Origin of the sequence: Glaciibacter superstes DSM 21135, from assembly GCF_000421145.1 — a bacterium.
Lineage (GTDB): Bacteria > Actinomycetota > Actinomycetes > Actinomycetales > Microbacteriaceae > Cryobacterium > Cryobacterium superstes.
The window spans coordinates 16,986-39,733 of sequence record NZ_ATWH01000021.1 but is presented as its reverse complement, the minus strand read 5'-3'; the positions used below and the strand labels follow the sequence as shown (position 1 = coordinate 39,733).

The window sequence follows — 22,748 nt, the reverse complement described above, 5'->3', positions numbered from 1 at the left end:
GATCACGACGATGACGCCGAGCATCTTGCCGATGCGGTTGATCTCGTTCTGCAGCGGAGTGGGCTCTTCGACGGTCGCGTCGAGCATCTCGGCGATCGCCCCCACCTCGGTCGACATCCCGACCCCCGTGATGGCCGCACGCCCGACGCCCTGGGCGACGGAGGTGGCCTTGTAGACCATGTTCACCCGGTCGCCGAGCGGCGCCGGCTCCGTCAGCGTCGCTGGATTCTTGGTGACCGCCTCGCTCTCACCGGTCAGCGATGCCTCCTGGATGCGCAGTGCACTCGCAGTGAGCAGTCGGGCATCCGCACCGACGGCGTCGCCTTCGCCGAGGACGAGCACGTCGCCTCGCACCAACTGGGCGGACGGCACGGTCTTCAGCTCGCCGCTTCGCAAGACGGTTGATGCCGCGGCGGACATCGTGCCGAGCGCGACTACGGCATCTTCGGCCTTCGCCTCCTGTGTGTAGCCAAGAATCCCATTGAGGACGACGATCGCGGCGATCACGATGGCGTCGACGGGCGCACCCTCTGCCCCTTCGACGACCCACGCGACGAGAGAGACAGCGACCGCCGCGAGCAGCAAATAAATCAACGGGTCTTGAAACTGTGCCAGAATCTTCCGCCAGGTCGGCACCGCCGGTGTGCCGCGCAACTCGTTAGGGCCGTCCGCTTCGAGTCTCCGGGCGGCCTCCTCGTCCGACAGGCCGGTCAACGGGACGACACCCACCCGTGCCGCGACGGTCTCGGCGTCGAGAAGGAACGCATCTTCGGCCGGTCTGGTCACGGCGATCTCGTCTGGCATCCCATCTCCTTGCTTCCTGGAGTGGCACTTCGGCGCATCAACGACGCAGCAGGAACTCATGCGTGTCCCCGGGTTTCAGCACCACCCTATCCGCCGGTGTGCGGGACAGTCACCGGGTGCGGCGTCACACGCATCCAGGGTGAGCCGGAGGCTGTCCGGCGTCACCAACACCCGAATTGGCTGAGTGCGGTAGATGATGCTGAAAAGCACGCGTGGCAGCTCCGGCGGCAGCACGGGATTGAACATGATGCATCAAGACTCGTTGTCCCCGCCCGTGGCGGCGGCCCCGGTGTTCACCTGCCCGACCCCGGTGTTCACTTCCCGCGCTTGCCGCTCCGGACCCGCTGTCCAGGTCCAGTCAGCGACCTCCGGGATGTCTTCGCCGTGCTCACGCGTGTACGCGCGAGCACGCACTCGTGCGTCCAGCATCCGCTGGCGGAGTCCCGCGTAGCGTTCCCCGAGGCCGGGGACACGATCGACCACGTCGACGACGAGGTGGTAGCGGTCGATGTCGTTGAGCATCACCATGTCGAACGGCGTCGTGGTAGTGCCCTCCTCCTTATAACCGCGCACATGCAGGTTGGCGTGCCCGTTCCGGCGGTAGGTGAGGCGGTGAATGAGCCATGGGTAGCCGTGATAGGCGAAGATGACCGGGCGGTCCTTCGTGAACACGGCGTCGTACTCGCGGTCGCTCATGCCGTGCGGGTGTTCACCCTCGCTGACGAGCCGCATCAGATCGACCACGTTGACGACCCGCACCTTGAGGTCGGGGATCGCCTGGCGCAGGATGGAGGCGGCCGCGAGCACCTCGAGCGTCGGTACGTCGCCGGCGCAGGCGAGCACGACGTCAGGCTCTTCACCCTCCACCTCGGTGCCAGCCCACTCGAAGATGCCGAGGCCGCGGGTCATGTGCGCGATCGCCCGATCCATGCTCAGCCAGTTGAACGTCGGCTGCTTACCGGCCACCACGACGTTGACGTAGTCGACGCTGCGCAGGCAGTGATCGTAGGCGGACAACAGAGTGTTGGCGTCGAACGGCAGGTAGACCCGCACCACGTCGGCCTTCTTGTTGACGACATGGTCGATGAACCCGGGGTCTTGATGGGAGAGACCGTTGTGATCCTGCCGCCACACGTGTGACGTAAGCAGATAGTTGAGCGAGGCGATCGGGCGGCGCCACGGGATCTCCTTGCTCACCTTCAGCCATTTCGCGTGCTGGTTGAACATGGAGCCGACGATGTGCACGAACGCCTCATAGGTGTTGAAGAGGCCGTGCCGCCCGGTCAGCAGGTATCCCTCGAGCCAGCCCTGGCACTGGTGCTCACTGAGCATCTCGATGACGCGTCCGCGTCGGGCCAGATGCTCGTCGGTGGGCAGATATTCGGCGTTCCACTGCTTGTCGGTGACCTCCAGCACGGCGCCGAGCCGGTTCGAGGCGGTCTCGTCCGGTCCGAAGATGCGAAAGGTGTCCGGGTTCGCACGGATCACATCCGCCAGCCACTGGCCGAGTACGCGGGTGGCCTCGTTCACGGTGGCCCCGGGGACCGGCACGTCGACGGCGTAGTCGCGGAAGTCGGGAAGCACGAGATCGCGTTTCAGGATGCCGCCGTTCGCCACCGGGTTCGCGCTCATCCTCAACTCGCCGTCCGGGGCGAGCGCCGTGGCAACCGGCATCGGGGCGCCGGCCGCATCGAACAGCTCCTCCGGCCGGTAGGAGCGCAGCCATCCGTCGAGGACGCCAAGGTGTTCTGGCGTGTCCCGAGCGCTCGCCAGCGGCACCTGGTGCGATCGCCAGCTGTTCTCGGCAGGGAGTCCGTCGATCTCTTCCGGGCAGGTCCATCCCTTCGGGGTGCGCAAGATGATCATCGGCCACGCGGGCCGTCCCTCGAGGGTTCCAGCCGCGGCCGACGCCTTGATCTCGGCGATCTGGTTCAGCACGGTGTCGAGCGTCTTGGCGAACCTGCGGTGCACGGCAGCCGGATCCTCGCCGTCGAAGCCGCCCGACACCAGATACGGAGTGTGGCCGTAGCCGCGCATGAGGCTGAGGAGCTCATGCTCCGGGATTCGCGCAAGCACCGTCGGGTTCGCGATCTTGTAGCCGTTCAGATGCAGGATGGGCAGCACGACGCCGTCGGCAAGCGGGTCGAGAAACTTGTTCGAATGCCAGCTCGTGGCAAGTGGTCCCGTCTCGGCTTCACCGTCGCCCACGACGGCGGCGACGAGTAGGCCCGGGTTGTCGAACGCGGCACCGTACGCGTGGGAGAGCGCATAGCCGAGTTCACCGCCCTCGTGGATCGAACCCGGCGTCTCGGGGGAGGCGTGGCTCGGGATGCCCCCTGGGAACGAGAACTGCCGGAAGAGTTCGCGGATACCGTCCTCGGAGCGCGCGACGTGCGGGTAGAGCTCGGAGTACGTTCCGTCGAGGTAGGCATTCGCCACCATTCCCGGACCGCCATGACCGGGGCCGGTGATGAAAATGGTGCTCAGATCCCGCTCTCGGATGACCCGGTTGAGATGGGCGTACAGGAAGTTCAGCCCAGGTGTGGTGCCCCAATGGCCAAGCAGGCGCGGCTTGAGCTGTTCCCGCTCGAGCGGCTGGCGCAGCAGCGGATTGTCGAGAAGGTAGATCTGCCCGACCGACAGGTAGTTCGCCGTGCGCCACCACGCGTCGAGCGCGGCAAGGGTCCCATCATCGAGCTCTGCCGGGTCGCGGTGAGCGAATGCGGTGGCCCTGCGGTCGGGGACTGGGGCGGTGGCGCTGTCGGTCATGCCTGGCAGTCATGTCGTGCCTCGTTTCTTCTCTTGGGAACCGGTGGATGCTTCCTGCGGTGTGTTGCAGTGTGCTGCCAGCCGTAAACGTTGTCTCAGCCGAGGAACCGGTCGAGCGATTCAGCCATTTCTTCGGAGTGCGTCCAATGAAGGTAGTGACCGCCGTCGAGCACGACGAGTTCCGAACGATCCAGGGATTCCAGTTGCTGCTCGTGGGCGGGGACCCCACTGTATGTTGGCGTCGACGAGCTGTTGCGACAAGAAAGACAGCACCGGAAGCTCTGAGGGGTAGCTCAACCCCGCCACCGCATCAAAGTTCTCTGCAGACCTGTTATTCTCATCGATCATCGCCGGGTTCGCATAGTTCCAGATCGTCATCAATCGAATCTGCCCGATCTCTCGCTCGGAGTAGACACCGACCGGGGCTGGCGGCGCGGTGATTGCCGGGTTGAGTGCGGTCATCCACCGCACCCAGCCGGTCACCGAGAGGAGCCGTTCGCCCACGCCGATCTTGGGCGCAATGGCGAAGTCCTCAGGAACGGTCCCATCGATGGTGACCAGGGCTGCGACCTCACCGGGGAAGCGATTGACATAGTCGAGGCTGTAGATTCCCGCCAGGGAGTGGGCCACCAGGACGTAATCTTTCACATTGAGTTTCGCGAGCGTGTCATGCAGCTCGGTGGAGACGTTTTCGACGGTTCGCTGCGTGACATCCAGATCGCCGTAGCCATACCCGAACCGTTCGATCACGAAAACGGTGTAGGTGTCGTCGAGCTCATCGATCAAGGGTGCGAAGTCCAGCACCGGTGAGGCAGTGCCGTAGCCACTGAGCAGCACCACAGTCTGTTCGCCATCCCCGGTCACCGATACGTTGACCTTGCCGCCATCGATGCTGACTCCCTCGCCATACGGGTCGACGTTCGCCTTCTCGACCGCACCCAAGACCAGGTTGCTCACCGTGGAGACCGCTACCAGCGCCACTACCGAGAGCCCAACGGCCCCGGCAACCCGCAAAAGCTTCCTCACCCTGCCTCCGGGAACGCCATCTGCATCGCCAAAAGCGCGGCGACAGTAACCGGAGGGGAGAACCATGTGGCCACTGCGGCGACCACCAGCCACACCGCACCGCACACCAGCTGCCCGTAGAACCCACCCGCATAAACACGGCGCACATCGCGCTGAGCTTCGGCTATCGACACGGCAGCCTTCCCCCGATATCACCTGGCCCTGCCCCGATTACAACGAGGGACAAGGTGGCAGCAGCCTAGATTTGTGAGTCCTATTAGGCGGTTGCCGCGTGGGTGCTGTTAATCATTGGCGGAGGGTGTTAAACCCTGTGTGTGAAAACTGACCTCAACACCCTCCTGACCACACTCTACGTTCATCTCGACGACCGGATTATGCCTGCCCTCGGCTTTTCGCGGGATCGTCACCCGGGCCGGAAGCCGGCCTTGAACGATGTCGAGCTGCTGTGTCTGGTCGTGGCCCAGCATCTGCTCGGCATCGCGTCGGATCGCGAATGGATCCGCTACGCCCACACGCACCTGGCTGGCATGTTCCCGAACCTGCCGCAGCAATCGGGGTGGGGCAAACGGGTCCGCCAAGCCACCGGGCTGCTCTCGGCAGTGATCACCGAACTCGCCCGGGACACACCGTCCTGGGGCGAGATCACCCGGCTGATTGACTCGACCCCGGTGCCCTGCGGGAAGTCCCGCGAAACGGTCAAACCTCCGACCTGGCCGGGCATGCCGGCTACGGATACCGCTCCTATCGGTCTGCGCTCAACGGGCCTGCTGACCGGCGGGCATGTAGCGCAGGACGGCGGCCAATGGGTCGGGCGTGGGAAGATCGCCGGGCCGTACTGGCACGACGGTCGTGTCACTGGAGAGGGCATCGCGGATGATCTCGTCGACCCTGTCGATCGTGGTGAGGCCTTCGAACGCCTCTCCCCGCACAGGGACGCGACGATCCGTGTCGACGAAGAGAGTGTCGATGGCGCCGTTGCGTGCCGCCTCGGCGATCTCGTCGAGATCGCCGAGGACGAGGTCCCGATTCGGCAGCTCGGCCAAGCGCGCAAGCTGGGTCTCCAGTATCTCGCGTCGGTGATGCTCGATGATTGGCGCGGCGAAATCCGCGAGTTCCTGGAACGAGTCTGCGTCGTGGTTTCCGACGATGGTGGACGACACGACGAGGTCATAGGCGGTCATTGAGCGGTAGATGCTCGCGAGTGGTTGTGCCGCAGCGATCACGAGCGCGGCACCGGCGCGCCGAAGCACCGGTTCGACCGTGCGTTCAATCGCTCGTGCGTACTCGCGCAGGCGGCCCTTCGGATCTTCCGAGGTGCGCAGATGAGCGAGGGTATTCCGGTCTCCGGTCAGGTCGAGGGCGATGGTGCTGGCAAGGTCCTGGGGGAGGCCCGGGACCTCGACCACCTCGACCGGGAGTGCGGTCACGTCGACAAGGCGCACCTTCGTTTCGGAGATCGCGAGCGCAAAGACCGGGGGGATGAGCGCTAAAGCCCCCTCAAGCAGCGGACTCACCAGGAACCGGTCTGCGACCCCAACCCAAAGCGTGGGTGACGTGGTGAGAACGAACATCTCGGCGCCGTTCTCGGTCGCGAAGATGCCGACTGAGCGGACGCGTCGGTCGATCCCGCCTGAAGTGCTCGGTGACCATGCGGAAAGGCGGCTTAGGTGGTCTCGGATCGCCTCGAGAATCTCGCTCGGAGCGCCGCCGATATGCAGACCGTCCATCGACGATCGGATCTGCGCATCCGCCTTCTCGCTCGCATGATTGCCGCGCAGCCAAGAGTCGACCTCGCCGTAGATGGTCACACACCAGGGTGCGCGCACATCCGCGATCCGCTGCACATCACGCTGTTGGGGACGTGTCGTCATGAGAACTCCTTGCTTGAAAAGCGATCATCCACCCCTGCTGGTTTGCCCGTTCTGCGCTGAGCAGTACCAAGGGCACTCGATCCGCCCGTTGCGGTTGTGGAGGCAGGGGTGCACGCTGCAACTCACAGCCTCGAGTAGTCAGGGCTTTCGCAGACCTTCAGTCAAAGGCCGTTGAGTCGGTATGGACAGGGCCGAAAGTCCCTTGCTCAGACCATTGGGGGGAACGAGCTCAGATGTTGCTGGCCTCCCGAGCACAGAATCGTCTCAAGCGCGAGGGGCGAAGTGATGCGTAGGCGGCACTGCCGATTGGGATGGGCAGTCAGTATTCGAAGACACGCCATCGGCGGCACTGGATCTCAGGCTTCGGGGATGTCGCGGCCGAACGCCTCGGGGGTCACCGTCTCCGGTCCCGGGCCGCCGCGCGCGCCGGTGTTGAGGCCATTGATCGCCGCGATCTGGTCCCTGGAGAGTTCGAAGTCGAAGGCATCGAAATTCGCGGCGATCCGCTCGGGGTTGACCGACTTCGGGATCCCCGAGCGCCCCTGTTGGAGGTGCCAGCGCAGCATGACCTGCGCGGGCGTCTTGCCGTGCTCCGCGGCGATCTGGCCGATGACCAGGTCGTCGAACGTGCTTTTCACGCCACCGCGGTAGCTAGTGATTCCGCCCATCGGCGACCACGCCCGCGTGAGGACGCCCTGCTCGGCGTTCGCTTGCTGGACGTCTGGCTGAGTGAAGTACGGGTGCAACTCGACCTGGTTCACCGCTGGGATGATGCCCGCCCGATCCAGAAGCGCGGCAAGGACTTTGGGCATGAAGTTGCTGACGCCGATCGCGCGAACGCGGCCATCAGCAAGGAGCGTCTCCCAGCGCCCGGTAGGCCTCGACGGTCTTGTCGAACTGAGTCGGGACGGGCTGATGCAACAGCAGCAAGTCGATCTGCTCGACGCCGAGCTTGCCCGCGCTCCTCTCGAAAGCATGCAGGGTCTCGTCGTAGGCGTAGTCGCTGATCCACACTTTCGTCTCCATGAATACTTCAGAGCGGTCCACGCCGGAACGTCGGATGCCTTCGCCAACCTCTCATTCATTGAAGTACGACGCCGCGGTGTCGATGAGTCGGTAGCCGACACGTAGCGCTTCGGCGACGGAAGCCGCAGTCACCTCGGGCGGGGTCTGGAATACGCCGAAACCCAGGGCCGGCATCTCCACACCGTTGTTCAAGTTCAAATTTAGGTTCACATTCATACTCATGCTCCTGACTTTAGGTTGGCCGTTCGGAGACATACAGTTTTGACCTCTCCCGCAACCACTGCGCTCCGTCGGGCGTTGCCCGTTGGCATCACGACGCTTGCGTCGCACAGATGCACGATGAGCACGATGAGCACGATGAGTCCGGCGATCGGCAGTAGACGCCAGAAGAGTTCGGGCCAGCCGCGACCAGCGTCACGCAGCCGTCGTACCGTGACCGCGAGAGTGGGGATGAGCACGGCGACTGACCATACCCCTGAGAGGCTTGAGCCGAGCAGAATGCTCCCCTCATGTGTGGCGACGTTTAGCGCGTTGAACGCCGCGTTGACCAGTGCCGTGAAGAGGATCCACCACCAGAATTCCGAGCGGCCAGCGCGTCCGGAGAACTGTGCGTAGTTCCGGAATCCTGCCGTGATTGCGTCTGTGAAACTCATGCAACCAACGTGTGCTCTTTCCCGGTTTCCTGGACGAGGCCGAAGGCCCCCTATCTCATGTCTCCAGTGGCGCACCTCGCCGGGGTCGACATCGGCGGGTAGCGGGTAGGCGAACGCCTGGGGAACCGTTGTCGGCTCGGCGTGTAGCCGCCGCCGTCGATGTTCCAGCCGGTGTAGTGGGAGTCAGGGCAGAGGTTCTCCTTGCCCTCCGGGCACCATTGGCAGACGCCGCAGGTGCGTCGCAGCCATGCAATCCCGACCCGGTCACCCGGATGGAGCCGCAGTTAATAGTCGCTGGGTTTGCAAGGGTAGGGACGAAGGTCCCATCTCACTGCTCGCCATCGCTATGGGACTTTCGGCCCTGATCGTGGGCAGCGCTGGGGGGAAGACTGTCCTTATGGAAGACTCCGAACAGGATAGGCGCAAGCGACGCCACGAGCCGGACGGCGGACCAGCCGCGGTCGTGACAGAGCAGGACGATGAGACGCGCGAATTGAGTCACGTCGAATGCTGGAAAGTCCTCGGGGATTCCGGCATCGGTCACCTCGCCCTACGATCTCAACCTGTCGGCGTCGACATCATGCCCATCAATTACCTGATCACCAATCGCCAGCTCTTCTTCCGGAGCGCACCGAGCACCAAGCTGGAAGATCTCGTGCAACATCCGCACGTCGCCGTCCAGGTCGAGCAACTTCAGGATGGCAGCTGGTTCAGCGTGGTACTGAAGGGGCAGGCGACACGACTGGCCTCTGACGAGGACATTGAACGCTCGGGCATTCTGGACCTCATCCCGACGCAGCTCGGGGACAAGCTCAACTACGTTCGAGTGATTCCGGACACGATCAGCGGGCGCACCTTCGCCGCGAGGTGACGCGCGGACGCACTTCGCAATGTTCGCGCGAGAAAGCACTTCAGATCCGACGGCCCGATGTTGACGGCGAGGATGAATCGCTCCGCGCCTTTGAGGTTTCTTGCGCCTGAATCGCTGTGATCGCGATCGTGTTGACAATATCGCGGACGAGGGCGCCTCGGGAGAGATCGTTGACGGGCTTTGCCAGACCTTGCAGGATGGGGCCGATCGCCACGGCCCCGGCAGTGCGCTGCACTGCTTTATAGGTGTTGTTGCCGGTGTTGAGGTCGGGGAACACGAAGACCGTCGCATGTCCCGCTACCGCAGAGCCGGGGAGCTTTACCGCGGCGACGACCGGGTCCGCCGCCGCATCGTATTGGACGGGCCCGATGACCGGGAGTTCGGGCGCGCGCACGCGCACGAGTGCGGTGGCTGCGCGCACGTCGTCGACATCGCCACCCGTTCCGGAATCCCCGGTCGAGTAGCTGAGCATCGCCACGCGAGGTTCGATGCCGAATTCGCGCGCGGTTGCCGCCGACGAGATAGCGATATCAGCGAGTTGCTCAGCGGTGGGCTCGGGAATGATCGCGCAATCGCCATAGACCAGCACGCGGTCGGCAAGGGCCATGAGGAAGACGCTCGAGGCGACCGAGATGCCGGGGGTGGTTTTGATGATCTCGAAGGCGGGTCGGATGGTGTGCGCTGTCGTATGGCGCGCTCCTGAGACCATGCCGTCGACAAGACCGAGGTGCACCATCATCGTGCCGAAGTAGGAGACATCGGACACCTTCGTCTCGGCGATCTCGCGCGTGACGCCCTTGTGGGCGCGTACTCGCGCATATTCCTCGACGAATCGCGAATGCAGCTTCGGATCGGAGGTTGACACGATCCGTACCGGCCCGAGATCGACGCCGATCTCGGCGGCTCGTCCCCGAACGACCGCGTCCTCACCGAGAATCGTCAACCGCGCGAGGCCTTGCTTCGCGACGATCGCCGCCGCCGTGAGAACCCGGTCGTCGTCGCCTTCGGGGAGGACGATGTGCATCTGTCGAGCTCGCGCGCGCTCCCCAAGAGATCGTTCGAATCTGATCGGCGTCAGAACTAAAGGGACTTCCGCAGTCAGCGCCGCCACGAGTGTCTTCGCGTCGACATGCTTCGCGAACAGTGAGAGTGCGAGCGCGTACTTTCGCGGTGAGTCGGCGGCGAGCCGGCTTCGGGAAGCCATCACCAGAGTAGCCGTCTCGTAGGTCCCCAGATCGCATACGGCGATGGGGAGCGACGTGCCAAGACCGTCGATGACGCGTTCGATCTGAGGCGCGATCGGGAAGCCTCCGTTCACGAGTATGCCCGACAGGGAGGGGAACGTTTGGGACATGTGCGCGACGATCGTCCCGATGAGCATTTCAGGACGATCGCTGGGCACGACAACGAGCCCACCCTCGACGAGCTGAGGGAGGATGTTCTCAAGGGCCATCGCCGCGATCACGGTGCCTCGGACGGAGAGTTCGAGGAGTGCCGCGTCCCCCTTGATCAGTCGGCCCTCGACGGACTCGATTACCCTCCCGAGCAGCGGTGAGGTCAGTTCAAGATCCTCTGCGATGATCCAGGTGGGCAGTCCATGCGCCAGGCGGGTCGTGGCGGTCAAGATCGACTCGAGGCGCTCCGGATCCGCGCGATTAACGATGACGGCACTCACGACGGCGTGCTCCTCGCGTAGTTCATCGAGTGCCACTCGAGTGATTTCGGCTATGTCGGCCTCCGTGCGGGCCCGGCCCCCGTCCGGCTGGCGCCCGCCGATCACGAGGACGACCGTGGCGGCCAGGTTGGCTGCGATTCGGCCGTTGGTAGCTAACTCCGTCGGGGATCCGACATCGGTGTAGTCCGATCCGAGGATCACGAGGACATCGCATCTGGCCTCAACTTTGGCGACCCGATCGACGACGAGTCGTAGCGCCTCATCCGGCTCGCCGTGAAGATGTTCGTAGTCCGTGGCCACGCAATCCCCGTAGGAGAATCCTGCGTTGGCGTGATCGAGCAGGGCCACGAGAATGACGTCCTGCTCGTCGTTCGAGCGCACGAGCGGCCGGAACACGCCGACCCGCTTTCCTGTGCGGACCAGCTGTTCGATGAGCCCCGCAGCGATCGTCGATTTCCCGGTCTGTCCTTCTGCGGAGGTCAGATAGATGCGTATCGCCACAGCTCTACTCCGTCCAACGTTTCCTGGGGGCTACCGTCGCCTCCCTGTCTCGTCGCCTCCGACGTGTTGTGGCCTGAGGAGCTCTGTGACGTCGATCGGTTGTGTCGGAGGCAAACTCGATGTCGGATGGATCGATGACGGCTTCGCCGGGCTTGGGTGATTCCAGAACGTTCATGATGGTGCTCCTTGCTGGTGAGACGGACGCCCTCATGAGGAAGGGCCCGATCGGAGGAGCCCGATCGAGGAGATCAGAATTTCGCATTCGGTCTTCGACGCACAGAGTCCAACGTCCTATCGAGATCCGGAGACCATTCTTGCGGGGAGCTGCTTGGCGCCCACGGAGGCGGGACTGATGTGAGGGGGTTTCTGGTCCCGGGAACGCTCAGGACCAAAGACTCTACGTATTGATATCGAGAAGAGCGACCGTTGATGGGCGGGCAATTAGCACGCGCGATGAAAGGACAAGAACATGAGCATTACAACGTTAGTTCACAGCGACCAGAGTATCCAGATCGCTGTCCAGGACGAACTCGAGTGGACCCCCGACGTGGACGCCGCCGGAATCGGCGTGGCCGTTGAAGACGGCGCTGTTTCACTCTCCGGTGAGGTCGATAGCTACGCGGAGCGGATGGCCGCAAGACGTGCCGCGCTCCGGGTCCACGGCGTGAACACTGTCGTCGACAACATGGTCGTGCATCCGAAGTCGAAGTGGGCGGTCACCGAGACGGATATCGCTAAGGAGGTTGAGCGTGCCCTGAAGGGCGCCAGTAACGTTCCTGACACCGTCAAAGCCGAGATCACCGACCATGCTGTGGTTCTCACCGGCCAGGTGAATTGGGACTTCCAGCGTCGGGCCGCCAAGCGTGCCGTCCAGTACCTCCGCGGTGTCTACTCGGTCGAGAGCAGGATCACGTTGACCGCGCGGCCGTCTTCCACGGACGCCGAGGATCGCATCAAGAACGCCCTGATTCGCAACGCGCAGCTCGATGCGAAGACCATTGATGTCAGCGTGTCCGGGAATGCGGTCACCTTGACCGGAACCGTGAAGTCCTGGGCGGAGAAGCAGCAGGCCGGGCACGCGGCATGGGCGTCGCCGCACGTGACGGATGTCGAGAATCGCATCGTCGTGCGGGCCTATTAAACGCTAGTTGGGAGTTCTCCTTAGTTCGCGCGGGCGACCTCTTCGCTCAGCGACGCACCTGGAAAATGCGAGCACGAAGAGTTCAGCACGAAGAGTTCTTGGGACCTTTGACACTAGGGCGTGTCTCCTACCGCCTCGAGCCAGATTGTGATGGCACGAAGGACTACTCCGCCGCGGTAAGTCAGTGCGAGTTTGTCATAGCGGGTCGCGATGCCTCGCCACTGTTTGAAAGCTTCGAAACATCGCTCGATCACGTTGGGGCGTTTGTACGCTTCCTTGTCGAGACCTGGCGGCCGTCCGCCCTTCACGCCGAGTCGTTTTCGGTTGGCGACATGGTCAGAGCGTTCCGGTATCACGGCCTGGATACCGCGATCGCGTGACAACTTCCGGTTCGCTTTCCGTGTGACCGTTGACTAAGACTCGCCTACATTGCACTGATCAACCTCACGGGTTGATGCAGTATCGGCGCTCGCCGGTGGGATCCCCAGCTGGCGACAGGAGGGCTCAAGATGCCACCCTCCTTTCTTACGCAAGTCAAGGATGCCGGACACCGGTCAAGCAGATCTGCGGCCGAAACACCACCGGTCAAGCCGGTCAGGCCGGTGCCGTAATACCGGCCTGTGTGCTGCCAACCGATGGTTGAGTTTCAGCATCCGCTATCGCGCGCACTGTTTTCAGGAAACTGTCTGGATTGAGCGAGATCGAGTCGATCCCTCTCGCGACGAGGAAGGTCGCGAAGTCGGGGTAGTTGCTGGGCGCCTGCCCGCAGATACCGATTTTGATACCGGCGGCGTGCGCCTTTTCGATGGCCTCGGTGATCATCCATTTCACTGCCTCGTCCCGCTCGTCGAAGAGCGCGGCCAATTCTGCAGAGTCACGGTCAACCCCGAGAACCAACTGAGTCAGATCATTGGAACCGATCGAGAAGCCGTCGAAGCGACGGGCGAACTCCGCACCACGAATCACATTCGCGGGGATCTCGCACATCATGTAGACCTGTAGGCCATTCTCGCCACGCACGAGACCGTTCTGCGCCATTGCCTCCAAAACACGATCGGCTTCGTCGGGGGTACGACAGAACGGAACCATGACGATGACGTTTGTGAAGCCGATGTGCTCGCGCACGCGCTTGATCGCACGGCACTCGAGTGCGAAACCTTCACGGTAGCGGGGACTGTAATAGCGCGAGGCTCCGCGGAAGCCCAGCATGGGGTTTTCCTCGGCATTCTCGAACGCATGGCCGCCTAGCAGATGCGCATATTCGTTGGACTTGAAGTCACTCAATCGAACGATCACGTCGTGCGGGTGATACGGGGCCGAGAGCTTGGCGATGCCGAGCGCGAGGGTTTCCACAAAGAACTCTTGGGGATCGTCGAAGTTGGCCGTCAACTGTCGAATTTGTCTGCGCTGACTCTCATCAGTCACTTGTTCCGGATGCACGAGCGCCATCGGATGGATCCTGATCAGGTCGTTGATGATGAATTCCATGCGCGCAAGACCGACGCCCGCTGCGGGCAGCCGCCACCACCGAAAGGCTGCCGCCGGACTGGCGATATTGACCATCACCGCTGTGTGTGTTGCCGGCAGTGTGCCGAGATCGATCTCTTCCGTCTCGAAGTTCAGCACTCCGTCATACACGTGCCCCACATCGCCTTCGGCGCACGACAGCGTAATGGCCTGCCCGTCTTTCAGCACTTCGGTCGCTGACCCGGTTCCAACGACCGCGGGAATACCGAGTTCCCGACTCACGATCGCGGCGTGACTGGTTGAACCACCCTCGTTCGTGATGATGCCGGAGGCTCGTGTCATGATCGACACCCAGTCGGGATCCGTCATCTCCGCAACCAAGATCGCACCGTCTCGGAAGTCATCGATCTGCGCCGGATTACGAATAACACAGGCCGCCCCTGTGGCGATCGACTCACCGATGGCCGCACCGGACAACAACGGCGTCCCCTCTCCAGTCAGATGGTATTCCGTGAACTTCGTGCCGCTCTTGAGCGCTTGCACCGTTTCGGGCCGTGCTTGCACCATGAACAGTTGGCCGGTGAGTCCGTCTCTTGCCCATTCCATGTCCATCGGACGCCTGTAGTGCTCCTCCACGTGCACAGCCCATCGAGCCAGCTCGAGAGTATCAGCGTCGCTGAGTACGAAAGCACGCCTTTGATGCGCTGGCGTATCGACTATGCGCGTACGCGCGCTGCCGCCACGACCATAGACCATCTTTCGAGCCTTCGCACCGAGAGCCTTATCGATAATTGGAGAGACGCCCGGTTCGGGCAGTAGCGGTTTGAACACGAGGTAGCGATCCGGACTCACTGCACCCTGCACGACCATTTCGCCAAGCCCCCAGGCAGCGCTGATCACCGCGACGCGAGGGAATCCGGTCTCTGTATCGAGTGAGAACATAACCCCCGAGGCGCCGATGTCCGAGCGAACCATGCGCTGGATGCCAATCGACAGCGCCACGTCCATGTGGTTGAAATGCTTGACTTCTCGGTAACTGATCGCCCGGTCGGTGAAAAGGGATGCATAACAGCGACGGCACGCATCAAGTAACTCGCGCTCTCCCACCACGTTCAAGAACGTTTCCTGGGCCCCGGCGAAACTCGCTTCCGGCAGGTCTTCCGCCGTGGCGCTGCTGCGAACAGCAACGGATAACTTCGCTACCCCGCTCCGTTCAGCGAGGGCGCGGTAGTGAGCGAGGATCGTTGTGGTGAGCTCCGCCGGGAATTCACTATTCAGGAACAGTTCGCGCAGGGCCTCGCCCGTTTCGCGAAGTGTCGCCGCCCCTGCGCGATACTGCTGTACGTGTGCTCGGATGGCCGGCTCGATGCCATTAGCATCGACGAAGGCACGGTAGGCGAACGCCGTCGTGGCGAAACCGGCAGGCACTCGAATGCCCTTGCTTTCTAGGTTGCGAACCATTTCACCGAGTGACGCATTCTTGCCGCCAACCCGAGGGACATCGCCCATACCTATATCCTCAAACCAAACCGCGTATTCGTTCATCCTGATAGCTCCCTCGCTCTACGCTCTTGGGCAAACACTACGGTCGGCAGAACCAAGGAGGTAGGGACTTTCGGCCTCGTTGAATGACGGACTTCGGACTAGGGTTCCATCTTGACCAAGGAGTGCATCATGGTGATTGGGAAAGAAGACTCGAGTCAGATTCGGGCCGCCGAACAGCTGGAGAAAGTCGCGACAGAGTTAGCTGAGAAGACGAAAGAAATTCCAAAGCCGTCCGACATATCGGCCTTGTTGCTGAGTCTCAGCTCCGTCCAATCCACTCTCGATGCTGTATACGCCCACCTCGCGCAATGGCACGGTCAATCTGTGCAAGGCACACACCATGCTGGTCAAGACGAACGCGGCGATCCAGACGATCCGGGCTGGATTCGCGCCGAAATCGCTTTGCGGGAAGCGGCACAGTATGGCGCGGACGCAGCGGAAGCTCTCGTCCGTGCGCACAGCGCAAACGAAGTCACGCTTTGGTTTGACGAGATCAGAAACGCAGGAGACCTCTGAACGATTCAGCGACTCTTCTGCTGCGTCTTCGACGGCAGCCGTGCGTGTCTGAGCGACCGGCTCCACAACAATGACGGCGGAAAGGCTCACTCCGAGCGTTTGGCGTCGTCGATCGCGACATCGCCGCGGCGAAACCCGCGGGTGAATCAACGACGGCTACGAGTATCGGTCCGGGCCATGTCAGTTCCCTCCCTGCGTGGTTGCCGATGGCGTTATCGCGGCTCGCCGTGCTCGCCCAATGCAGGCGGAACGTGTCCTCGCGCTCCTGCTCGTCCAGCTCGCGGCGCACCGCCGCAACCAGTATGCCGCCGCCGCCGCCGATCGCGACCGGTTCGCCGCGGCCGCCGAGGCGATCGTCGCCGAGAACAACACACCGGCGATCGTCGGTGTGCTCTCAGCGGCCGGGATCCTGTTGATTTCCATCGTCATGACCCGTCGCGTGCTGCCACGGGCGGTCGCCTGGCTCGGCGTGCTGACCGGCGCACTGGGCGTGCTCCGTGAGGCGCTGCGTCATGTGGCACCGCTGCTCTACGGGGGCTATGGCGTGCTGCTATGGGCATGGTTCATCGCCGTGGGGATCGCGCTGATCCGACTGGGGCGGCGAACGCCACAGTCGACCGCCGGGTAACCTCGCCTGCCGCTTAGGGAACCCGTTCCGGGCCGAATGAGAACGCGCCAAGGCTGTGAAGCGGGTGGCCCCTATCGCGAATCTTGAGGCACGAAGACGTGGACCTTGTCCCCGTCGTCCTGGACCAGCGCGTCGGGCTGTTGCCGAGACACCACGTACGCCTCGACGCAGTCCCCGGGCGGATCCCGCGAAATTCAGTGCCAGCAGGATGTAGGCGGTCAGCAGATAGTCCTGCGGAAGGGCGAGCAGGGCGGCAACCAGCAGGATTCCCCAAATGACAGCGGGTGCGAGGGCAACAACGATCGCGCTCCGGCGGGTGAGATATGCGTGGTTTCCGGTCGTCAGGAAGGGGAACCGCACCGCATAGGAGTGCTTCACCGTGGTCAGTGTTTGCAAGACGACCCCATGAGTCGCTTCGTGCACCGCCATGTAAATGAGGCAAGCGAACAGTGTCACGGTCGATGAGGCGAACATGGTGCTCGACCATGTCGACCAGGTCAACGTGTTCCTCATCGCCGGGCGGCTTCGTCGGGCGTGACGGCCGTCCTGACCTGGCTGCCCTGCGCGCAGGTCTTCGCGAGGCGACAGGGTGACACTGTGGAATGAAGCCCTCTGACGATGCGAACCAACTCGAGGCGTCCGCAAGGGGCCAGGGCGACGGTCCTAAGAGTTGCTGTAGGCGAACTCGCGCGTCTCGCCCGGACTCAGCCGAGCTGCCGTTCCCTCTACCATCGCCGTGATCGGCACGACCCCGCCCGGGTAGACGGAAAGGCGCAACACGGCCGAATCCACGGTCACCCGGATCAGCTGTTGCTGGAAATAGAGTGTGAAGTCGATTTGTTCGACTTCCGGGGGGAGCACAGGATGCAGCCACAGCATGCCGTCATGCAGCTCCAGACCGGTATAGCAGCGCGTGACCATGTCGATCGAACCGGCCATCGCGCCCAAGTGCACGCCGGTGTGGGTGGTACCGCCCTGGATATCGGCCAGGTCGCTCTCCAGCGCCTGCACGAGGAAGTCCCAGGAACGCGCCCGGTTGCCGCGCGCTTCCACCCACGAGTGCACCACGTTGCTGAGGGTTGAACCGTGGCTGGAGCGCTCGCGGTAATACTCCACGGTGCGCGGAATCGCCTCCGGCGCAAAGTCGTAGCCGAGCCCACGCAGCACCTCGCGCAGTTCGTCGGAGCTGAAGAGATAGAGCAGCATCAGTACGTCTGCTTGTTTGCACAGTTTGTAGTTGTTGGTGCTGTCGCCCTCTCCGGCCAGGATGAGGTCGAGCCGGCCGATCACGCCGTAGCGCGCGCGGTAGCCGGCCCAGTCGAATTCCTTCAGCTGTTCGTAGCCCTCGAACTGGCTGATCACGCCGTCGGCGTGGAACGGAACGCGCAACCGGCTGCCGATGAGCCGCCACCTTGCCGACTCACCGGGACGCAGCCCGACCCGGTTCCACACCTGGTCGGCGTACCGGGGCATGAGCAGGTTAACAACATTCGCTGCCCGCTGCATTACCCAGGCGGCCATCACGTTCGTATAGGCGTTGTTGCGAAGTCCCTTCCCCGGGGCGTCCGGATACCCGTCATGGAACTCATCGGGCCCCATCACGCCCGCGATGTCGTACCGGTCGGCAGCCTCGTCGTGCGTGGCCACGCTGGCGAAGAACCGGGCGATCTCGATGATCAGCTCCGCGCCCTGCTCGACCAAGTAGCCGATGTCGCCGGTGGACTCGTAGAATTTCCACGCGCTGTACGCGATGGCGAGGCCCACATGCCGCTGCAGGCGCGAGTTGTCGGGCATCCAGGCGTTGTTGCGCAGGTTGAACAATTCGGTGGGCGTCTCTTCGCTCCCGTCGATGCCGCTCTGCCATGGAAACATTGCCCCCTGATGGCCTGCCGCCCGCGCAGCGGCCCGTGCTTCTCCGAGCCGGCGGTAGCGGTAGCCGAGCAGCGCCCGGCTGATCTCCGGGCGGTGCATCGACAACGTCGGGTAGACGAACATTTCGTCCCAAAAGACGTGACCATGGTACCCTTCACCGTGCAGCCCACGCGCCGGCAGCCCCGCGTCGAGGTCAGCCGTGACGGCGGCGACGCTCTGCAGCACGTGGAACGTGTTGATGTTCAGTGCCAGCTGCTGGCGCTCATCGGCCTGCTGGGAATCTGTCTCCAACAGCACCGTGAACTCGTTCCACAGCACCCGCCACGCTGTCTCGTGCGCGGACAAGAGTGCCGCATGGTCGGGCAGCCGGCGCATCCGGTTGGTGGCCGCGAGCGTGGGCGATGAGATGGCCCGGTCGCGCGAGGTGCAGACGACCACGGTCTTCTCGACGGTCAACGGATGCCCCTCCCTGGCCTCCAGGGAGATTTCGTGGGCGACCCAGCCTGCGGCATCCGTCAGCAGAGTGCGGGGCGGATGCCGCACCACCCCGTCGATGAGCACCCGCGTACGGGCGGCCATCACAATGTGGATGCCGGACTGGGAGGTCTCCATTTCGAGCAGCACGGTGTCCGCGTCCGGCTCGGCGGTAGTACGCGGCACCAGGTGCTTGTCAGCCAGCAGGCGGTACTCGGGCACGTTGCGGTTGGCGACGCGGCCCTCCAACGCCGAGCGCAGGGTGAGCGGACCAGACCAGTTTTCGGCCTCGAACGTGACCTCGAGGCCGGCCACCTGGTCGTCGTGCTGCGAGACGAAGCGCTGCTGGGTGATGCGCGTGATTCGGCCGGCAGTGTCCCGGGTACGGAAGGCGCGGGTGAGCACGGCACGACCGAGGTCGAGGGTCTGCTCGTAGTCGAGGAGCTCGGCCGTGTCGACATCGAACCAGGTCTCGGCGTCGCCGTGCTCGTCGTCACCGTGCTCGTCGTCACGGTGCTCGTCGTCACCGTGGATGCCGCCGGTACGGAACGTGAGGGGCAGCCAGTTCGGCGCGTTCACCAGACTTTCGTCTTCGGTGCTGTGGCCGTCGACCTGGGTGCGGAGCCGGTTGTAGACGCCGGCGAGATAGGTGCCGGGGTAGTGCGGTGCTGTGGCATCGACCTCCGGGGCAGCGCCCCGGGTGGCCCAATAGCCGTTGCCCAGCGTGCACAGAGTCTCCCGCAGCGGCTCCGCCATCGGATCGAATCCGACGTAGTGCAGCCGCCACGGGTCGCTCTCAGATTCTCCGCCCGCCCAGCCAGGGTGGGCGGCGGCGAGGCGGGTGTCGAGGTCGCTCAGGTCGGTCACGATCAGGTGGGCGCCCGCAGCGCGAAGTCCTCCGTCGGCGCCGTGCCGGCTGACCCCGACGACGCAGCCGAAGCCTCCGTTCGATGCCGCCGTGACACCGGCCTCCGCATCTTCGAGTACGGCGGTCTTCGCCGCAGTCACGTGCAGCTGGCGTGCCGCCTCGAGGAAGGTGGCCGGGTCGGGCTTGCCCGCCATGCGCATCCGCTGGGCGTCGGTGCCGTCGACGGTGACGTCAAACAGGTCACCGACTCCGGCTGCCCGCAGCACCCGCCGGCCGTTGCGGCTCGACGTGACAACGGCAGTCGGGATGCCCCGAGCCCGTAGGCGGTGCAGCAGTGTCACGGCGTCGGGGTAGGCGCTCACCCCGTTTTGGTCGAGCTGCCGGTCGAAGAAGTACTGTTTGCGGGCGGCCAGGGACTGCACGGTCGGGGCTTTCGTCGTGCGGAGTGCGCTGTGCTCCATCCCTTCGGGCAGCCTCACGCCACGCGAAGCAAGGAAGGTGCGCACGCCGTCTTCGCGCGGGCGGCCATCGACGCTGCGTCGGTAGTCCTCGACCTCGTCGAAGGGTGCAGCCTCGGGCGCCAGCATGGGTAGCACCTCGTCGAACAGACGTTTCCACGCGGCGGCGTGCACGACGGCGGTGTCGGTGACGACGCCGTCCATGTCGAAGATGACGGCCTCGTAGCGCGTCATCGACTTCGGATGCTGGGCCACGGCAGCCAGTCTAGGAGCCAGGCGATCTGGGGACGCTGCGGCAGGCCGGCCTGCGTGTCCGGCGGGTCGAGGCAATCGTCGGGGTGCCTGCTTGGGTGTACCGTCGGGCCATGAGCCAGCACCAGCCGATCAGCCGGGTCACCACCGACGACCTGATGTCGCTGGTGTCCGAGCGCAGTTCCACGCCGCTGCAGGTCGGCGCTGTGCTGCTGCTCGACGCGCAGGACGGCCTCGATCCGGCGCAGGCGCTCGACCTCCTCGCCCGGCGCATCACTGCGGTCCCGCGGCTTCGCCAGAGACTGCAAAACACGCTGGTCGGATGCGGCCGGCCGATCTGGGTCGACGACCCCTCATTCACGATCACCAACCACCTGACCTCGCTCCCATGCCCGGCGCCGGGGGGAGAGTCAGCGGTGATGGGCATAGCCGCCGAGCTGATCGGCGTCCGGCTGCCGCGGGACCGCCCGCTCTGGGCGGCGACGCTGGTGACGGACACGGCACCGGGCAAGGCGGCGCTGATCCTGGTCTTCCATCATGTGCTCGCAGATGGGATTGGCGGCTTGGGCGTGTTGGCCAGCCTCGTCGACGGTGCGCCGGAGGCCGCCGACGCTGGCTTTCCGCGGCCGGGTCCGTCGAGAGGGCGGCTGGCCGTCGAAGCCGCGCTGGGACGCATCCGTTCACTTGGGCGACTGCCGGCAGCGCTGCGCCGACTCGGCAGCGCGGCGGCCGAACTACGCCCGGCGGCCCGCGCCCGCGTGGCACCCACATCGCTCAACCGGCCGACCGGGCCGAGGCGCGCGTTCGCAAGCGTCCGTGCAGAGGTGAACGAGGTTCACCGGGTTGCCCACGCGCACGGTGCAACCGTGAACGACGTCGTGCTCACGGTCGTCGCCAGCGCGCTGCACCGTCTCTTGGAACGGCGCGGCGAGCACGCCGACGAGATCGTGACCTCGGTGCCGTTCTCCGCCCGTCGCCAGGCCAGTGGAGGCAACCTCGGCAACCAGAGCGGGGTAATCCCGCTCGCCATCCCGGGCGTGGGCAACCCGGTGGCACGGCTCGAAGCGGTCGCCACGCTCACCGGCGCCGCCAAACAGAAACCGCCCGGCGCGTCGACAGCGTTGCTCGGCCCGCTGTTCCGGCTGCTCGCGCGGGTGGGCCTTTACCAGCGATTCATCACCCGGCAACGGATGATCCACACCTTCGTCAGCACAACGCGTGGGCCGGAGACGCGGGTGGCGCTGTTCGGATGCCCGACCACGGGCATCCTGCCGTTGAGCGTGCCGACCGGCAATGTCACGGTGTCGTTCGTGGTGCTCAGCTATGCGGGCGAGCTTGGCGTGACGATCGCCGCGGACCCGGACGCGTGCCCCGACCTTGCGGTGCTGCGGGAGCTGGTGGCGCAGGAGTTCGAGGCGCTTGAGGCGCTGGCCGAGTGAATTCCCTGCGCTTGAGCAGTCACCGGATTGGTCATAAGTTCGGCGGATGCCTGGCGGTCGAGATCCTGGGACGGATCCGAGCGCGGGTCAACGCACTTGCTGACGCTCACGCTAGCCCTCACGACCGTCCTGCCGGGTCAGCCTGATCCGGGTCGGGCGGCTGAGAAGTACACGCTCACCGCTGTACTTCATCGACGACTCAAGCGACGCGAGGCGATGTCAGCCGGCGATTGCCGCAGCGCACGCGGGCCTTTCGCCTCTACGCAGGCCCGGTTTGGCGCGGGAGAGTGGAAACTGTCAATCGAAAGCCGGATGATTGCGCCTCCAATGAAAGGACCGCGACCGTGCCTGTCTCCGTACCCGCTCGACTCGTTTCCGGCGTGCTCATCGGGCTGCTGGTGTTCGGCGCAGTCTCCTCATTCGCCGGTGCTGTGCTGGCCTTCAACGCAGAGGGCGTTTGTGTTCCACTGGAGTTCCTGGCGAACACACCGCTCACCTCCTTCGTCGTGCCCGGTCTTATTGTGGGAGTCGTCGTCGGCGGATCCCAGCTGACGGCCGCGATCGCGCTGCTGACACGACGCCGTTCAGCGCTGATATGGGGTGCCGTCGCCGGGTTCGGGATGCTGATCTGGATTTTCGTCGAGATTGCGATCATCGAAACATACTCGTGGCTGCAGACCCTTTACTTCGGCCTCGGCGCGCTGGAGCTGATTCTTGTACTCGCACTGCTGGGTATCGCCCCGGCGCTCGCCTCCCCCTGGCGCGTGAGCCCGCGGCGAGCCACGGCACGCTTCACAGGCGCGGGACGTTCGACCCTATCGGACCCGCACCGGGGGTCATTGAATCAAGACGCGACGGAATCTTTCCCCAGCGCCGCCACCCACCCCTGACA

At 64.2% G+C, this 22,748-nt stretch carries 18 protein-coding genes and 3 pseudogenes; 7 read left to right on the top strand and 14 right to left on the bottom strand.

Annotation, left to right across the window (positions count from 1 at the left end; translation table 11 throughout):
* The 5 genes from K323_RS0122140 to K323_RS30110 all read right to left on the bottom strand — a co-directional run.
* Nucleotides 1–804: P-type ATPase actuator domain-containing protein (locus K323_RS0122140; protein WP_026852006.1), on the bottom strand; the 804-nt coding region annotated here is incomplete at its 3' end.
* Nucleotides 805–879: 75 nt separating this feature from the next.
* The gene (locus K323_RS30945; RefSeq protein ID WP_084697630.1) at nt 880–1,050 is read right to left on the bottom strand and encodes a glycosyl hydrolase family 65 domain-containing protein; all 171 of its coding nucleotides are present in this window, start codon (nt 1,048–1,050) and stop codon (nt 880–882) included.
* Nucleotides 1,051–1,056: 6 nt separating this feature from the next.
* The gene (locus tag K323_RS0122135) at nt 1,057–3,573 is read right to left on the bottom strand and encodes a phosphoketolase family protein (protein ID WP_022887446.1); all 2,517 of its coding nucleotides are present in this window, start codon (nt 3,571–3,573) and stop codon (nt 1,057–1,059) included.
* Nucleotides 3,574–3,693: 120 nt separating this feature from the next.
* Nucleotides 3,694–4,599 (bottom strand): alpha/beta fold hydrolase, encoded by a 906-nt coding sequence (locus K323_RS0122130; protein ID WP_026852005.1) that lies wholly within the window; start codon nt 4,597–4,599, stop codon nt 3,694–3,696.
* Nucleotides 4,596–4,772, bottom strand: a complete 177-nt coding sequence (locus tag K323_RS30110) for a hypothetical protein (protein ID WP_169515739.1) — start codon at nt 4,770–4,772, stop codon at nt 4,596–4,598. Before K323_RS30110 ends, K323_RS0122130 begins: the two co-directional genes overlap by 4 nt.
* Before the next feature lie 141 nt (nt 4,773–4,913).
* On the opposite strand from K323_RS30110, the pseudogene K323_RS30600 reads away from it, so the two are divergent.
* Nucleotides 4,914–5,335, top strand: a pseudogene (locus K323_RS30600) (transposase family protein); the annotation flags it as partial.
* A 19-nt stretch (nt 5,336–5,354) separates the two neighbouring features.
* On the opposite strand, the gene K323_RS0122115 reads toward K323_RS30600, so the two are convergent.
* From K323_RS0122115 to K323_RS29630, 4 genes and pseudogenes are all read right to left on the bottom strand, one after another.
* A complete protein-coding gene (locus tag K323_RS0122115; RefSeq protein WP_022887443.1) occupies nt 5,355–6,470 on the bottom strand; it encodes a baeRF11 domain-containing protein in 1,116 nt (371 codons plus the stop codon).
* 356 nt (nt 6,471–6,826) lie between these two features.
* Nucleotides 6,827–7,718, bottom strand: a pseudogene (locus K323_RS28590) (aldo/keto reductase).
* Entirely contained in the window at nt 7,715–8,149 is a 435-nt protein-coding gene (locus tag K323_RS28040; protein WP_022887442.1) for a DUF805 domain-containing protein, read from the bottom strand. The pseudogene K323_RS28590 and the gene K323_RS28040 overlap by 4 nt, the downstream one beginning before the upstream one ends.
* 50 nt (nt 8,150–8,199) lie before the next feature.
* On the bottom strand, nt 8,200–8,394 hold the full coding sequence (locus K323_RS29630; RefSeq protein ID WP_245571043.1) for an alcohol dehydrogenase catalytic domain-containing protein: 195 nt from the start codon (nt 8,392–8,394) through the stop codon (nt 8,200–8,202).
* A gap of 152 nt (nt 8,395–8,546) precedes the next feature.
* Here K323_RS29630 and K323_RS0122100 point away from each other — a divergent pair, with 152 nt between their 5' ends.
* Nucleotides 8,547–9,020 (top strand): pyridoxamine 5'-phosphate oxidase family protein, encoded by a 474-nt coding sequence (locus K323_RS0122100; RefSeq protein ID WP_022887441.1) that lies wholly within the window; start codon nt 8,547–8,549, stop codon nt 9,018–9,020.
* 40 nt (nt 9,021–9,060) lie between these two features.
* On the opposite strand, the gene pta is transcribed toward K323_RS0122100, so the two are convergent.
* Nucleotides 9,061–11,196 (bottom strand): phosphate acetyltransferase, encoded by a 2,136-nt coding sequence (pta, locus tag K323_RS0122095; protein WP_022887440.1) that lies wholly within the window; start codon nt 11,194–11,196, stop codon nt 9,061–9,063.
* A 469-nt stretch (nt 11,197–11,665) separates the two neighbouring features.
* On the opposite strand from pta, the gene K323_RS0122090 reads away from it, so the two are divergent.
* A complete protein-coding gene (locus tag K323_RS0122090) occupies nt 11,666–12,337 on the top strand; it encodes a BON domain-containing protein (RefSeq protein ID WP_022887439.1) in 672 nt (223 codons plus the stop codon).
* A gap of 113 nt (nt 12,338–12,450) precedes the next feature.
* Here K323_RS0122090 and K323_RS30720 read toward each other — a convergent pair.
* Together K323_RS30720 and ppsA are read right to left on the bottom strand one after the other, a co-directional pair.
* Nucleotides 12,451–12,723 (bottom strand): annotated as a pseudogene (locus tag K323_RS30720) (IS5/IS1182 family transposase); the annotation flags it as partial.
* Nucleotides 12,724–12,931: 208 nt separating this feature from the next.
* On the bottom strand, nt 12,932–15,349 hold the full coding sequence (gene ppsA / locus K323_RS28030; RefSeq protein WP_022887437.1) for a phosphoenolpyruvate synthase: 2,418 nt from the start codon (nt 15,347–15,349) through the stop codon (nt 12,932–12,934).
* Between the two features lie 129 nt (nt 15,350–15,478).
* Between ppsA and K323_RS0122075 the strand changes: the two genes are divergently transcribed.
* Complete coding sequence (locus K323_RS0122075; protein ID WP_033373881.1) at nt 15,479–15,865, top strand: hypothetical protein; 387 nt, start codon at nt 15,479–15,481, stop codon at nt 15,863–15,865.
* Between the two features lie 238 nt (nt 15,866–16,103).
* Nucleotides 16,104–16,493 (top strand): hypothetical protein, encoded by a 390-nt coding sequence (locus tag K323_RS29210; protein ID WP_022887435.1) that lies wholly within the window; start codon nt 16,104–16,106, stop codon nt 16,491–16,493.
* Here the strand turns inward: K323_RS29210 and K323_RS30940 are convergent.
* Together K323_RS30940 and K323_RS0122060 are read right to left on the bottom strand one after the other, a co-directional pair.
* Nucleotides 16,416–16,922, bottom strand: a complete 507-nt coding sequence (locus tag K323_RS30940) for a DUF3267 domain-containing protein (RefSeq protein ID WP_211219896.1) — start codon at nt 16,920–16,922, stop codon at nt 16,416–16,418. The two genes, K323_RS29210 and K323_RS30940, sit on opposite strands and share 78 nt — an antisense overlap.
* Nucleotides 16,923–17,156: 234 nt before the next feature.
* Nucleotides 17,157–20,420 carry a beta-phosphoglucomutase family hydrolase gene (locus K323_RS0122060; RefSeq protein WP_022887433.1) on the bottom strand — a complete coding sequence of 1,088 codons (3,264 nt, stop codon included), beginning with the start codon at nt 20,418–20,420 and terminating at the stop codon, nt 17,157–17,159.
* 110 nt (nt 20,421–20,530) lie between these two features.
* Here K323_RS0122060 and K323_RS0122055 point away from each other — a divergent pair, with 110 nt between their 5' ends.
* Both K323_RS0122055 and K323_RS29205 read left to right on the top strand, forming a co-directional pair.
* Entirely contained in the window at nt 20,531–21,856 is a 1,326-nt protein-coding gene (locus K323_RS0122055; protein WP_022887432.1) for a wax ester/triacylglycerol synthase domain-containing protein, read from the top strand.
* Between the two features lie 344 nt (nt 21,857–22,200).
* Nucleotides 22,201–22,746 carry a hypothetical protein gene (locus K323_RS29205; protein WP_022887431.1) on the top strand — a complete coding sequence of 182 codons (546 nt, stop codon included), beginning with the start codon at nt 22,201–22,203 and terminating at the stop codon, nt 22,744–22,746.
* Nucleotides 22,747–22,748 lie beyond the last annotated feature (2 nt).